Source organism: Tistrella mobilis (genome assembly GCF_041468085.1).
GTDB classification, from domain to species: Bacteria; Pseudomonadota; Alphaproteobacteria; order Tistrellales; family Tistrellaceae; genus Tistrella; species Tistrella mobilis_A.
The window spans coordinates 2,302,861-2,316,048 of the sequence record NZ_CP121017.1 but is presented as its reverse complement, the minus strand read 5'-3'; the positions used below and the strand labels follow the sequence as shown (position 1 = coordinate 2,316,048).

Sequence of the window (13,188 nt, the reverse complement as noted above, 5' to 3'; positions counted from 1 at the left end):
CAAAGGCCCGTCGCCGTCAGTCCGTGACGATCGAGCCGCGACCGTAGCCGTCACGGCTCAGCCGCGCCACCACCTTTTCCGCGTCGCGTGAGGCCTTGAACGGGCCGATCCGGACCCGATAGAAGCGCTGGCCGTCGACATCGGCCGGTGCGATCACCGTATGGCCGTAGTCGAGCAGCCGGTTTTCCAGCGCACGCGCATTTTCAGGCTCGCGGAAGGCGCCGACCTGGACATAGGTACGATCCGATCCGGGGGCCGTGCGGGTACCCGTGGGCGGGGGTACCGGGGTCGCGAAAACCTGCCCGGCCGGCACGGCCTCGACCTGCTCTTCCACGATGCTCGCGGTCGCAACCACGGGGCCGCGGGGCGAGGTGGCGGGCGGCGTTGCGGTCGCCTCGGCGCCGAGCGAGGCCAGCATCACGCCATCTGCCTCGGGCAGGTAGTCGAGCCCGTATTCCTCGGTCACGTTCTCAAGCCGGACCCGCGCCGTACCCTTCTGAATGACCCCCAGCAGCTGGGCCGACCGCTTGGAAAGATCGATCACCCGGTCGCCGACGAAGGGGCCGCGATCATTCACCCGCACGATCAGGACCCGGCCGTTCTCAAGGTTCGTGACCCGCACGATCGAGGGCAGCGGCAGAGTGGTATGGGCGGCGGTCAGGGCGTTCTGGTCGTAGACCTCGCCATTGGCCGTGTACTTGCCGTGGAAGGTCGGCCCGTACCAGGACGCGACGCCTTCTTCCCGGTAGTCCGGCTCGTCGGCCGGATAATACCAGCGGCCCATCACCTGATAGGGCTTGCCGATCTTCTGGTTCGGCCGGGCGGCCGAGCTTGAGGACGGTGTCGTCCCCTGCCCCACGGCCGGGGCGGAGGAGGTCGGCTGGGTCGGCCGTCCGGCGCAGGCGGCAAGCGCCAGCGCGGCCAGGGCCACGCCCGTGAGCATCAGCGTACGGCGGGAAGCGCGGGCGGCGCGGCCGTCGACGGGTGGGGCCATGGACGTGTCGTCTCCCGGAGAAGTGCGGGGATGGGGATAGGCGGTGCGGCAACAGACGCCGTGCTGGCGGCTCCTGCTGGGGGAGCCGCCGCGGCGCCGCGGTTTCGAACGCTGTCGGGACCGGATGTTAACGGCCGGCAATCCGGTCGGCAAGGGTGCCCACCGCGGTCGCGAAGTACTGCGAGCGGTTCCAGCGCAGGATCACCTCGTAATTCTCGGTGGCAAGATAGGCCGGGCCGTTGCGGCCGCCGGGCAGCACGATCTTCGCCGGCACATTGCCGGTGACCGGCAGGGCGGCCCCATCCTTGCCCGTGACGCCGGCAGCGGCCCAGGCGGCTGCCGTCCGGCTCTCGCCGTCGAGGCCGATGCGGCTGCGATCGAAGCCCTTGGGCAGCTCCACCGGCCCGCCCCAGCCGAAATCCGGGTTCCAGCCGCGCCGCGACAGATAGTTGGCGGCCGAGGCGAAGACGTCCTTGCGGGTGTTCCAGATGTCCTTGCGGCCATCGCCATCGCCATCGACGGCATAGGACACGAAGCTCGACGGCATGAACTGGCTCTGGCCCATCGCGCCGGCCCAGGAACCACGCATTTCGGCCGGTGAGATGTGGCCCTCGTCCAGGATCTTGAGCGCATGCAGCAGCTCGCCGCGGAAGAATTTGGCCCGCCGGCCTTCATAGGCGAGCGTCGCGAGCGCCGCGATCACCGGATAATTGCCGGTCACGCGGCCGTAATCGGTCTCCACGCCCCAGAGTGCCACCACCACCTCGGACGGCACGCCGAACCGCGCCTCGACATCGGCCAGATCGGCCTGGAACTCGGCACGCAGACGCCGGCCCTGATCGATGCGCCGCTGCGGCACCACCCGGGTCATGTACTGCTCGAAGGTGATGGTCGATTCCGGCTGTGAGCGGTCGAGTTCGACCACGCGCGGGATCGGGGTCACGTCACGGAAGGCGGCATCCAGAATGCCTTCCGAGATGCCCTGGGCGCGCGCCTCCTTCTTCACGCCCTGAACCCAGGTGTCGAAGGCCGGGTCGGCGGGGGTGACGGTGCGCGCATGGGCCAGCGAGACCGGGACCGGCGTGGCAGGCTGTGCGGGCGGCTGCGGTGCCACCACCTGCGGCTGGACCGAGGCCACCGCCTCTTCCGTGCCGCGTCCGCCGCCGCATGCGGCCAGCGCCATGGCCAGGCCGGTCGCGGCCATCAGCCGCGCCACCCGCCGTTCGGGCCGGATCGCAGGGCGGTGGTCGGTCGTGGGAAGGCCGGTGTCGCGGATCATGCCGATCTCCGGAATGCTCTGGGGAGGATGGTCTGGGGCGTCTGTCGCATCCGGTTGTGCCACACGTCTTCCGCGTGCGGCAAGCCCGGCCAGAGCCCCGCAGGCCCGAATTCGCACGGCCCTGCCCCGCTTCGGGCCAGTCGGTCGGTATGGTTAAAATGCCGTGAAAAAAATGGGGCGAAAAATCATCCGCCGGACTTGCCGGCGGGGAAAACCGATCCCATCCCTAACCTTCAGGAAGCAGGATGAATCCCCGAGGCCGGGACGCCCCAGAGACGGGGCCGCCGCATAAAGGCCGGGCGAGGTCGGCAGCCGTTCACGACAGGGTGACGGTCCCCGCTCTCGGACCCGAGACATCCCCGCCGGAGGCAGATCAGTCGTCCTGCACGCTAAAGCGGGCGTGCGGTTATGTGCCTGGAGTGATCCTCCACCATGTGACGTCGGGCCGCCCGCATGAACGGTCGGAGTTGCAAGCGGCACACGCGCGTGCGGCTGCTCCCCGCCCGCGGCGACGGCGGCACCCGCCCGAGGGACGCGCCGTGCGGCCGCCGACCCGCCAGAGGCCGGTAAGACGGACCATGGCAGCGGTTGGCAGACCCCACGGCGTGCCATGATCCCGACGGGACCGCGACGGACCGCGCACCGGAGGAGAGCCGCAACACCCCCGCAGAGGCGGCAGGGTACCTCAGGAGCAGGCGCGCGGCTCGCCCCGTCCGACTGTCGGGCCCGGCGGCGTCGGGCCACGGGGGACTTTCCCGTCCACCCCGCCCCGACGCCGCCGGCGCACCCCCGTCACCGACCCGGCCCCCCGTCACCGACCCGGCCTTTCCGGCAACACATCCCCTGCCCCGGCGCTTTCGCACCGCGGCCGGCGCTCGCACGTCTTGCCGCCCCCCTCACCTTCTGCTACCCATGTCGCACCGGATGGGTGGCCGAGCGGTTTAAGGCACCGGTCTTGAAAACCGGCGTGGGGTCATTCCCACCGTGGGTTCGAATCCCACCCCATCCGCCATTTGCCGCCGATCAATCGGTTCTACGTCTATCAGGTCATAGCGAGGTCGCATCGATTGAAGCGGCCCCCTGCAAAAAATCATGAGCATTGATTAGTATATGGATCGCGACGACTACGTTCGTAGCGGTATTTTTCGTATCAGGAAACAGCCGACGAACAATGTCCCGCCGTCTCTCGGCATGCCCGCATTCAGCCGATTCAGAAGCTCTGCAAGGAGTTGGATCAGCCCGGAAAGAATATTAACGAGGATATTGGTGCGCTTGTGAGGGGCGGGCTCGACCCGAGGGTGCAACAGGCCCTCGACATAGTGCGTGTCGTGGGAAACAGCGCGGTACACCCCGGCCAGATCGACCTGCGTGACGATCGGAAAACTGCCGAGACACTCTTCACGCTTCTGAACCTGATCGTGGATAAGACCGTATCCGAACCCAAGCACATCGCTGAATTATACGCCTCACTACCAGAGAGCGCGATCCAGGCCATTGAAAAGCGGGATGGCAAGGTGTGATCCGTTCGAATAGCGCATTTATTTACATAGCAACAATCGGCTGAATATCATCCATCACTCCACCCGCATCTGCGGCCATATCCAGATCAAACCGCATCTGCAAATTCAGCCAGAATTCCGGCGTCGTGCGCAGGGCGCGGGCCAGTCGCAGCGCGGTGTCAGGAGTCACCGCGGCCTGTCCGTTGATCAGACGGGTCACGCGATTAGGGGGCACGTGGATGGCGCGTGCGAATTCCGTTGCGGAGACACCGAGGGGGTCGAGGAATTCGGTGCTCAGGATCTCACCGGGGTGAACGGGCTCGTATTTTGTCGGCATCACCGTCGGGCCTCCCTGCCCTCCATGCGGGACTCAACCAAGGTGGGACTCAGTCAACGCCTCGGAGGCCGGCTCCTGTCCAGATGAAGCTCCGTCGCCATGGATAACTGATCCGGATCGAGTGCGCGGCCGGGAGGCTGCACAGATCATCGATACCGTGGGCTGCATCGAGCATCAGCAGTTTCCGGCGGGCCGGACGATATTAAAACGTCTTCGCCGTTCCTGGTGCAAGACGTTCCCGCGCCCGCAAAAAGTGGACTCATTCCCAACAATCCCCGACGATATCGGCCGCCATCCGCATGCCAGCGCACGCCCCAAGGAGATCCCCCCATGCCCCCCCGCCACCCGATCGACCCCGCCCTCCGCCAATACCTCGACGCGCTCGACGCCGTCTCCGGCCCCCTGCCTGCCGATGATGCCGCGCGGGTGCGGGAGGTGCGGGAGGGGATGGTGCGGGCGCTCTCGGCGCGCGAGGCGATCCCCGGTCTGCCGAATGCAGTGCGGGTGCGTGATGTGGTGATCGGGGCGGGGCTGACCGGGCGGCTTTATCTGCCCGAGCGGATGACGCCGGCGCCGGCGGTTCTGGTCTATACCCATGGCGGCGGTTGGGTGTTCGGGTCGGTGGAGACCCATGATCCCTTCTGCCGGCTTCTGGCCGATGCGGCCGGGGTGATCATTCTCTCGGTCGAGTACCGGCTGGCGCCCGAGCACCCCTACCCCGCCGCCCGGGATGATGCCCTTGCCGCCTGGCATTGGGCGGTGGCCGAGGCGGCGGGTTTCGGTGGCGATCCGCGGCGGGTTTTGCTCGGCGGGGACAGTGCCGGGGCGCAGCTCGCCATGGTGACGGCCCGCCGGGTTCTGCTGGCGGCGGGTGGCGCGGATGGTCGGGCGGCGGTGCGGCCCGCCGGGGTGATGCTGCTTTACCCGGCGACCGATCACCCCTCGGGCGGCCATGCCTCTTATGTCGAGAACGCCACGGGCTATCGGCTGACGGCCGAGGCGATGCACTGGTTCTGGCGCCAGTATGCGCCGGATGGTGATCCGGCGGATCCGGATCTGTCGCCCCTGCGGGCGGGGGTGCTGCCGGACATGCCGCCGGTGCTGGTGGCGACCGCCGACTATGATCCGCTGCGGGATGAAGGCATCGCCCTTGCCCGCCGGCTGGAAACGGCAGGCGTTGCCGTCACGCATCTGCATGCGCCAGACATGCATCACAACTTCCCGGTCCATCCGGGGTCGGTGGCGCGCTTCTCGCAATGTGATACGGCGATGGCCGGGATCGCCGGCTGGCTGCGGTCGGTGGCGGCTTGATCGTTCAGCCGACCGCCCGGTCGCGTGCCCGACCGGCCGCGCCGGCTGCACCGCAGACCCGGTTGCGGCCGGCATGTTTCGCCTCGTAAAGCGCCCCGTCCGCACGGCGCACGATATCTTCCACCCGATCCCCCGGCAGGCAGGCGGCAACCCCGAAACTGCCGGTACAGGTCCCGACACTGAAGTCGTGGGCGGCAATGGTCGCACGCAGCGCTTCCGCCCGCATGGCCGTTTCGGCCAGATCCGCCCCCGGGCAGACCAGGATGAATTCTTCCCCGCCCCAGCGTCCGGCGACGCCACCCTCCCCCTGACCCGCGCGCAGAAGGGCTGCCACCTCGACCAGCACGGCATCGCCCAGCTGATGCCCGCGCTGATCGTTGATCGCTTTGAAATGATCGAGATCGAGCATGATCACCCCGAAGGGTCTTCCGGTCCGCCGGGCGCGGGACAGCTCGTCCTCAAGGAAATCATCCACCTTGATCCGGTTGAACAGCCCGGTCAGCGGGTCGGTGGTCGACAGGCGCACCAGTTCGCGGTTCATCCGTGCAAGCTTGCGGTTCCAGTAAAGCGCCAGCAGCAGCAGAATGGCGGCCGCCGCACCGACCTGCCAGACGAGACGGTAGTCGATGCCGCGCTGGATCTGTACCGCGACATGGCGGTTGGAGATCGCCTCGCGCTCCTGCGCCGTGATGGTTGCGATACCCTTGTCCAGGATGTCGCGCAGCATCGGCTCTCCGGCCAGAACGCCAACCCGCAATTCATTCGTTAATTCAGGAACCTGGCCGGCAATCTTCAGGTTGAACAACCCCTCCTTGCGGATCGCATAGGCGGCCACGATCAGCGACCGGATGGTCATGTCGGCCAGCCGTTCCGAGACCATCTCCACGGCCTCGGGCTCGCTGCCGGTAGTGATGATGTGAAGATTGGGATAGAGCCGCCGCAGCCGTTCCTCGACCATCGTGCCGCGCGGCAGGGCCACCGTCTCACCGCTCACCCCGTGAAGATCGCCGATATAGGGGTGCTCCTCGCGTGTGATCACAATGTTCTGGTCGCGGAAGATCGGTGCCGTGAACACCAGCCAGCGTTCACGCTCGGGCGACCGGTTCAGGAAGCTGAGGATACGGCAGTGCCCGGCTTTCGAGGCGGCGAGGCTCTCATCCCAGTCGGCCGTCGGATACAGTACGATGTCGATGCCGAGCCGCGTCGCCACGAGGCGGAGAAGGTCGGCGGCGATGCCGACATGCCGGCCGGTCTCGTCGATACGCTCGAACGGTTCCCAATCCGGATCGACGCACATGGTCACCGGGCCGCTGGCCGCCAGCCAGGCGCGTTCGGCTTCGCTGAGTGCAACCGAAGCCCCATCTGCCCCGGCGGTCGTGGCAGCATCCGGTGCGGTGCAGAATATTCCGAGGGCAAGGCATGCCACGACACTGCCGCGTCGGAGCCGTCTCCCGATCCGTCCTGTCGTCACCTGGGTGCCGCCCCCGATCCTGTCTTGTCAGGTGAGCATAGCCGCATCGCATACCGGCGCAAGACGCTGCATGAGCCTTTGATTTGCAGGACCTCCAGCGGATTGACCCGATGGTCACCCTGGGGTTTAACTGAGACAGCCGGATGGAATGTCCCATGCGGTACCCATCCCGTGGAGGTCCCGCATGATTGCCCAGATCCTTGCCGCGCTGGTCGCGGCAATCCACGCCTATATCCTTGTCCTTGAGATGTTTCTTTGGGACACGCCGCGCGGCCGGAAAGCGTTCGGCACCACCGCCGACTTCGCATCGCAGACGCGGGTTCTGGCTGCAAACCAGGGCCTCTACAACGGCTTTCTGGCCGCCGGTCTGATCTATGGCCTGGTGCGCGGTGGCGATGAGGGTTTCGCCTTCCTTGTTTTCTTTCTGGCCTGCGTCGTGGTGGCCGGGCTCTACGGCGCGGCAACGGCGAGCCGTAAGATCCTGTTCATTCAGGCCTTGCCCGCGGCTGTCGCCTTGGCCGCGCTGCTTGCGGGGATCTGAGGGGCAGGCGGCGGTGAAAAGCCGGATCCGGTGTGCAGCCTCCTGACGGCATTCTGTCAGTTGGCCGCCTGTCCAGCGCGAATTTCAGCCCTTCGGGTTCGGCAAGCGCGGAAACGGCTGCTAGGATGGACGGAACGAGAACGGCGCCGCTGCCGTTGTTCGCGTCGCGCTGGTGCCCCCATCGACGGGACACCGGCATCGGAAAAGAGACAGACGTCGCAGACGTTCCGGGGTGGCGTGGCAGAGGCCCGCCCCCGTCTTGTCAGGAACCAATGGGGGACGCCGCTCCATGCCGACCATCGATCGCCGCACCTTGTTCCGCCGTGCGGGCCTTCTCACCCTCGCCGCCACGCTCGCCTTCGGCACCGCGGCCGTCGTGACGGGCCCGGCCCGTGCCGCCGACGCCATCACCGTCGGCTCCAAGATCGACACCGAAGGTGCGGTGCTCGGCAATGTGATCCGCCTGGTGCTGGAGAATGCCGGCTATACGGTCGACGACCGTATCTCTCTCGGCCCCACTAAGATCGTGCGCGAGGCGCTGCTGGCGGGCGAGATCGACATCTATCCGGAATATACCGGCAATGCCGGCTTCTTCTTCAACATCGATGCCGATCCGGCCTGGAAGAAGGCCGATACCGCCTATGCCAAGGCGAAAGAGCTGGATGCCGGGGCCAATGATCTGGTCTGGCTGAAGCCGGCGCCGGCCAACAACACCTGGGCGATCGCGGTGCGCGGCGATGTGGCCGAGGCGCAGAAGCTCGCCACGCTGGATGATTTCGGCAAATGGGTTGCCGGCGGCGGTGACGTGAAGCTCGCAGGCTCGGCCGAGTTCGTCGAAAGCCCGGCTGCCCTGCCCGCCTTCCAGGAGGCCTATGGGTTCAGGCTCTCGGCCGATCAGCTGCTGGTGCTCTCGGGCGGTGACACCGCCGCCACCATCAAGGCGGCGGCCGAAGGCACGTCGGGTGTCAATTCGGCCATGGTCTACGGCACCGACGGCGCCATTGCCGCGGTCGGGCTGAAGGTCATGGAAGACACCAAGGGCGTCCAGGCGGTCTACGAGCCTGCCCCGGTGATCCGCGGTGCGGTGCTGAAGGCGCATCCCGATATCGAGGGCCTGCTGGAGCCGGCCTTCCAGACCCTCGACCTCGAAACCCTGCAGGCGCTGAACGCCAGCGTCCAGATCGAGGGGCAGGATCCGCGGGCCGTCGCCGAAGCCCATCTGAAGAAGGCAGGGCTGCTGAAGTGAGCACGCTCGACGGCCTGGATGCCGTCGACGACGAGGCGGCGCCCGCGGGGCGCCCCTCTCCGCGCGGCAACCGGCTGCTTGCGGTTCTGGTGATGGCGATGGCGGCGGCGACCGCTTTCGCGGGCTTCGTGACCGTCGCCCCCAACCGTATCCTCTCCGGCCGTGCCGTGGCCGCCGTCGACGCCCTGCCCGGGGCCGAATTCACGATCCTGGTGCTGATCCTGGCAGGGCTGGGGGCCGCCGCGTTGATCCGCCCCGGGCGCGGCGCCGATCTCATCGCCGCCGCACTTGCGGGCCTGCTGTTCTTCGGTCTGCTCTTTGCCGCAGGCGACATCGCCACCGGCCTGGCTGAACGCGGCACCGCCGCCCGTACCTCTTTCGGTGCCGGCTTCTGGATTCTGGCCGCAGCCGCCCTTCTGGTGCTGATCGATGCGGTGGCCCGGTTCAAGCCCGGGCCGGTGATAGGGCCGCTCGGCGTGGTGGTCCTGCTCGGTCTGATCTGGGCGGTGATTGCCTCGGGCCGGCTCGACGATCTGTCGCTGATGCGCGAATACATGGCCCGCCGCGACCGGTTCGGTATCGAGATCCTGCGTCATCTGCACCTGGTGGCACTGGCGCTGGCGATCGCGCTGCCGCTGGGCGCTGCCCTCGGCCTCTGGGCGCGGGCCCGGCAAGGGGCGGCACCGCTGATCTTCGGCGTGCTCAACCTGCTCCAGACCGTGCCCTCGATCGCGCTGTTCGCCTTGCTGATCGGGCCGCTGACCAGCCTCGCCACGACCTTCCCTGCGCTCAAGGCCGCGGGCGTATCGGGAATCGGGATTGCACCGGCGGTGATCGCCCTCGCCCTCTACGCCCTGCTGCCGACCGCGCGTGGCGTGGTGGCCGGCTTCGCCTCGGTGCCGGAAGCGGCGATCGAGGCGGCCCGCGGCATGGGGCTCTCCGACCGTCAGATCCTGGTTCAGGTCTCGCTGCCGCTGGCCCTGCCGGTGCTGCTTGCGGGGCTCAGAATCGTGCTGGTTCAGACGATCGGCCTTGCGGTGGTCGCGGCGCTGATCGGCGCCGGCGGGCTTGGCGCCTTCGTCTTTCAGGGGCTGGGCCAGACCGCGACCGATCTGGTTCTGTTGGGCGCGCTTACGGCCATCGCCCTCGCCCTCGCTGCCGATGTGGTGCTGCGCGCTGCCTCGGCCTGGCTCGCCACCCGCCTGACCGGAGCCCGCACATCATGAGCATGATCGTCTTCGAAAGGGTGAGCAAATTCCACGGCAGCCGGGCCGCGGTTGAAGATCTCTCCTTCACCGTACCCGAGGGGGAGATCTGCGCGCTGGTCGGGCCCTCGGGTTCGGGCAAGTCCACCACGCTGCGCCTGGTCAACCGGCTGATCGAGCCCGATGCCGGCCGGATCACGCTCGGTCGCACCGATATCGCCGGGCTGGAGCCCGTCGCGCTGCGCCGCCGCATCGGCTATGTCATCCAGTCGATCGGGTTGTTTCCGCACTGGACGGTGGCGCGCAACGTCGCAACCGTGCCGGTACTGCTCGGCTGGCCGAGGGATCGGATTCGGGCGCGGGTCGATGAGCTCCTCGATCTGGTCGGGCTGGACCCGGCGGAGTTCGGTGGCCGTCATCCGCATGAACTCTCAGGCGGCCAGCAGCAGCGTGTGGGTGTTGCCCGCGCGCTGGCCGCCGATCCCGAGGTTCTGCTGATGGACGAGCCCTTCGGTGCGCTCGACCCCGTCACCCGGGACGAGATCCAGACCGAGCTGCAACGCATCCAGGCCGCCACGGGCAAGACGATCGTGATTGTCACCCATGATGTCGACGAGGCCATTCGCCTCGCCCATCGCATCGCCATCCTGCGCGATGGCCGGCTGGTGCAGATCGATCGCCCGGCCGCCCTGCTTGCCCGGCCGGCGGATGATTTCGTGCGGGAATTCGTCGGCGGCCCGCTCGCCGGCCTCCGCATGCTCCGCACCCGAACCGTCGCCGAGCGGATCGAGGCCGGCGCCGATGTCCCCGACGGGCCGGTCCTGCATCCGGAGATGCCACTGGATCTGGCGCTGGGCGCCATGGTGGCTGCCAGGGCGGAGCGGCTGGCGGTGGCCGATGCGTCCGGTCGGAAGCTCGGGGTGGTGACCCTGGGCGGGCTGGTGGCAGGATGAGCCTTGCCGGCACCCCGCCCCTCGGTCGCCCGGGCCGCCCGCTCTGGCGCGACCCGCTGCTCTGGGCCGCTGCGGCGCTGGTGATCGCGACGCTCGCCATGCCGGCGGCCGAACCCCTGTTCCGGGCGCTCTATCCCGACCTGCCCCGGCCGATCTACACCCGGACCGATTTCCTGACACTGATGCTCTCGCATGTCGGGCTGGTGGCGGCCTCGAGTGTGATCATCTGCCTGGTCGGCATCGCCGTCGGCATTTTCGTCACCCGGCCCGCCGGCCGTGATTTCGCCCGCCTGGTCGACATGGCGACGGCGGTGGGGCAGACCTTTCCGCCGGTTGCCGTGCTTGCCCTGGCCGTGCCGGCGGTGGGCTATGGTCCGCTGCCGACGCTGATTGCGCTTGCCTGTTACGGTGTGCTGCCGGTGGTCGAGACCACGGCAGCCGGCCTCCGCGCCCTGCCGCCGGCATTGAAGGAAGCTGCCGACGGTGCCGGTTTCGGCCCGACCGGCCGCCTGCTCCGCATCGAGCTGCCGCTTGCCTTCCCGGTGATGCTGGCGGGGATCCGGACGGCGGTGATCATTAACATCGGTACGGCCACGATCGGCTCGACCGTCGGCGCCGTCAGTCTGGGCTCACCGATCATCGAGGGGCTGTCGGGCTCCAACCCGGCCTATGTGGTCCAGGGGGCAATCCTGGTCGGACTGCTCGCCATCACCACAGACCTCGGCTTCGAACGCCTCGCCCGCCTGAGTTCAGTCCGCGGCTAGGGTCGTGGCGATGCGGGCCAGGAGATCTTCGGGCTCGCGGGTCACCACCTCTACAGCCCCGGCATGAACTGCGCCGGTATTGCCATCCAGCGTGATCAGGCTGCCGGTGCCGAAGACCCGGCCGCCGATCACGACCCGTCCCGACGCCTCGTCGATCATCAACTCACCACAGCCGACCAGACAGACCTTGCCCAACTGCCGTGCCACCACGGCCGCATGCGAGGTTCGGGCGCCGCGCATGGTGAGCAGCCCGGCAGCACGATCGAGCGCTGCCACGTCTCTGGTCTCGGCGTCGCGGCGCACCAGGATCGGGATGTCGCCGCGGGCGCGGGCGGCCTCGACCTGGGTTTCGTCGAGCGCGATCGGTCCGCTCGCCACACCGGCCGACGCGCTGGCGGCACGGGCGATTGGTTCCGCCGCCACTCCGTCGGCCGTGGCGATCACCCGCTCGGCGAGGCTCGCCCGATCGAGAGACCGCAGTCGGTCGCGGGCGGTGCGGGTATCGATCAGCCCCTCGTCCAGAAGGTCGAGCGCGATGCGCGCCGCGGCAAGCGGCGTACGCTTGCCGTCCCGGGTCTGGAGCAGGAACAGGCGGCCATCCTCGATGGTGAACTCGATGTCCTGCATGTCGCCGAAGGCCTGTTCCAGCCGGGCAGCCGCGGCCACGAGTTCCGCCCAGAGATGCGGTGCCGCAGCAGACAGCGCCTCGTGGCCCTCGGCCGAGCGGCGCCCGGCAACGACATCCTCGCCCTGCGCATTGAACAGGAAATCGACCCAGAGACCCCGCATGCCGGTGGTGGGGTCTCGGGTGAAGCCGACGCCGGCACCCGACAATCCGCCGGCATTGCCGAACACCATCTGTTGCACGGTCACCGCCGTGCCCATGCTGTCGGCGATCGCATGCAGCGCCCGCCACGACTGTGCCTTGGGCGCCTGCCACGATCGGAACACGGCCTGGATCGCCGCCTGAAGCTGATCGGCGGGATCCTGTGGGAAGGCCGTGCCGGCAGCCCGGGCATAAGTGTCGAGGTGCCGGCGGGTCAGCCGGCGCAGGGCGTCGAAATCAAGCGCCCGCTCGGGCACGCTACCGCGGATCGCATCCAGATCGGCATCGAAGACGGAGGGATCGATACCCGCCACCACTTCCCCAAAGCCCGCAACCAGCCGACGATAGGCGTCCCAGACGAGCCGCGGATGCCCGGTCAGCCTGAGCATGCCGTCGACGGTCGCGTCCGACAGTCCGATGTTGAGCAGGGTTTCCATCATGCCCGGCATCGATACCGGCGCACCGGAGCGCACGGAAAGCAGTAGCGGCCGGCGCGGATCGCCCAGCCTGCGGCCCGTCGCCTCTTCCAGCCGGGTGAGCGCCGGTCGCCACAGGGCTGGCCCGACTTCATCCGCACGGGCACACCAGGCCGTGCCGATCACGAAGCCAGGGGGAACCGGCAGGCCCAGCGCCGCCATCCGGGCCAGATTGAAGGCTTTGTTGCCCAGGCTGGCTGCGCTCGCATCTTCGGCAAGGGCGGCCCCCGGCTGAATGACGGGGATGGAAGTGGAAAGCCCGGCCATGCTCTCGTGCCTCATGCTC

At 68.2% G+C, this 13,188-nt stretch carries 12 protein-coding genes and 1 tRNA gene; 8 read left to right on the top strand and 5 right to left on the bottom strand.

Going from position 1 to position 13,188, the window contains the following annotated elements; translation table 11 throughout:
* Window positions 1-16: 16 nt before the first annotated feature.
* Together P7L68_RS16265 and P7L68_RS16260 are read right to left on the bottom strand one after the other, a co-directional pair.
* On the bottom strand, window positions 17-994 hold the full coding sequence (locus P7L68_RS16265; RefSeq protein WP_372006669.1) for a septal ring lytic transglycosylase RlpA family protein: 978 nt from the start codon (window positions 992-994) through the stop codon (window positions 17-19).
* Between the two features lie 127 nt (window positions 995-1,121).
* Entirely contained in the window at window positions 1,122-2,273 is a 1,152-nt protein-coding gene (locus P7L68_RS16260) for a lytic transglycosylase domain-containing protein (protein WP_372006668.1), read from the bottom strand.
* 922 nt (window positions 2,274-3,195) lie between these two features.
* On the opposite strand from P7L68_RS16260, the gene P7L68_RS16255 reads away from it, so the two are divergent.
* Both P7L68_RS16255 and P7L68_RS16250 read left to right on the top strand, forming a co-directional pair.
* A tRNA-Ser gene (locus P7L68_RS16255) sits at window positions 3,196-3,285 on the top strand.
* A gap of 187 nt (window positions 3,286-3,472) precedes the next feature.
* Window positions 3,473-3,793, top strand: a complete 321-nt coding sequence (locus tag P7L68_RS16250) for a DUF4145 domain-containing protein (RefSeq protein WP_372006858.1) — start codon at window positions 3,473-3,475, stop codon at window positions 3,791-3,793.
* 22 nt (window positions 3,794-3,815) lie between these two features.
* Here P7L68_RS16250 and P7L68_RS16245 read toward each other — a convergent pair whose 3' ends face one another.
* Complete coding sequence (locus P7L68_RS16245) at window positions 3,816-4,109, bottom strand: HigA family addiction module antitoxin (RefSeq protein WP_372006667.1); 294 nt, start codon at window positions 4,107-4,109, stop codon at window positions 3,816-3,818.
* 330 nt (window positions 4,110-4,439) lie between these two features.
* Between P7L68_RS16245 and P7L68_RS16240 the strand changes: the two genes are divergently transcribed.
* Window positions 4,440-5,420, top strand: coding sequence for an alpha/beta hydrolase (locus P7L68_RS16240; RefSeq protein ID WP_372006666.1), 981 nt, complete (start codon window positions 4,440-4,442; stop codon window positions 5,418-5,420).
* A 4-nt stretch (window positions 5,421-5,424) separates the two neighbouring features.
* On the opposite strand, the gene P7L68_RS16235 is transcribed toward P7L68_RS16240, so the two are convergent.
* A complete protein-coding gene (locus P7L68_RS16235) occupies window positions 5,425-6,846 on the bottom strand; it encodes a diguanylate cyclase (protein WP_372006665.1) in 1,422 nt (473 codons plus the stop codon).
* A gap of 229 nt (window positions 6,847-7,075) precedes the next feature.
* Between P7L68_RS16235 and P7L68_RS16230 the strand changes: the two genes are divergently transcribed.
* The 5 genes from P7L68_RS16230 (at window position 7,076) to P7L68_RS16210 (ending at window position 11,600) form a co-directional block, all read left to right on the top strand.
* The gene (locus P7L68_RS16230; protein WP_372006664.1) at window positions 7,076-7,432 is read left to right on the top strand and encodes a DUF1304 domain-containing protein; all 357 of its coding nucleotides are present in this window, start codon (window positions 7,076-7,078) and stop codon (window positions 7,430-7,432) included.
* A gap of 289 nt (window positions 7,433-7,721) precedes the next feature.
* Window positions 7,722-8,678, top strand: coding sequence for an ABC transporter substrate-binding protein (locus P7L68_RS16225; protein ID WP_372006663.1), 957 nt, complete (start codon window positions 7,722-7,724; stop codon window positions 8,676-8,678).
* Window positions 8,675-9,904, top strand: a complete 1,230-nt coding sequence (locus P7L68_RS16220; protein WP_372006662.1) for an ABC transporter permease — start codon at window positions 8,675-8,677, stop codon at window positions 9,902-9,904. Before P7L68_RS16225 ends, P7L68_RS16220 begins: the two co-directional genes overlap by 4 nt.
* Before the next feature lie 2 nt (window positions 9,905-9,906).
* Window positions 9,907-10,836 carry an ABC transporter ATP-binding protein gene (locus P7L68_RS16215; protein WP_372006857.1) on the top strand — a complete coding sequence of 310 codons (930 nt, stop codon included), beginning with the start codon at window positions 9,907-9,909 and terminating at the stop codon, window positions 10,834-10,836.
* Window positions 10,833-11,600 carry an ABC transporter permease gene (locus P7L68_RS16210; protein WP_372006661.1) on the top strand — a complete coding sequence of 256 codons (768 nt, stop codon included), beginning with the start codon at window positions 10,833-10,835 and terminating at the stop codon, window positions 11,598-11,600. The genes P7L68_RS16215 and P7L68_RS16210 overlap by 4 nt, the downstream gene beginning before the upstream one ends.
* Here P7L68_RS16210 and P7L68_RS16205 read toward each other — a convergent pair.
* Window positions 11,586-13,184, bottom strand: coding sequence for a PEP/pyruvate-binding domain-containing protein (locus P7L68_RS16205; protein ID WP_372006660.1), 1,599 nt, complete (start codon window positions 13,182-13,184; stop codon window positions 11,586-11,588). The genes P7L68_RS16210 and P7L68_RS16205 overlap by 15 nt on opposite strands.
* Window positions 13,185-13,188 lie beyond the last annotated feature (4 nt).

Excerpts from the sequence above, each read along its gene's own strand:
- P7L68_RS16210 (WP_372006661.1), top strand. The coding sequence starts at position 10,833 with ATGAGCCTTGCCGGCACCCCGCCCCTCGGTCGCCCGGGCCGCCCGCTC.
- P7L68_RS16240 (WP_372006666.1), top strand. The coding sequence starts at position 4,440 with ATGCCCCCCCGCCACCCGATCGACCCCGCCCTCCGCCAATACCTCGAC.
- P7L68_RS16205 (WP_372006660.1), bottom strand. The coding sequence starts at position 13,184 with ATGAGGCACGAGAGCATGGCCGGGCTTTCCACTTCCATCCCCGTCATT.
- P7L68_RS16215 (WP_372006857.1), top strand. The coding sequence starts at position 9,907 with ATGATCGTCTTCGAAAGGGTGAGCAAATTCCACGGCAGCCGGGCCGCG.
- P7L68_RS16230 (WP_372006664.1), top strand. The coding sequence starts at position 7,076 with ATGATTGCCCAGATCCTTGCCGCGCTGGTCGCGGCAATCCACGCCTAT.
- P7L68_RS16225 (WP_372006663.1), top strand. The coding sequence starts at position 7,722 with ATGCCGACCATCGATCGCCGCACCTTGTTCCGCCGTGCGGGCCTTCTC.
- P7L68_RS16265 (WP_372006669.1), bottom strand. The coding sequence starts at position 994 with ATGGCCCCACCCGTCGACGGCCGCGCCGCCCGCGCTTCCCGCCGTACG.
- P7L68_RS16245 (WP_372006667.1), bottom strand. The coding sequence starts at position 4,109 with ATGCCGACAAAATACGAGCCCGTTCACCCCGGTGAGATCCTGAGCACC.
- P7L68_RS16260 (WP_372006668.1), bottom strand. The coding sequence starts at position 2,273 with ATGATCCGCGACACCGGCCTTCCCACGACCGACCACCGCCCTGCGATC.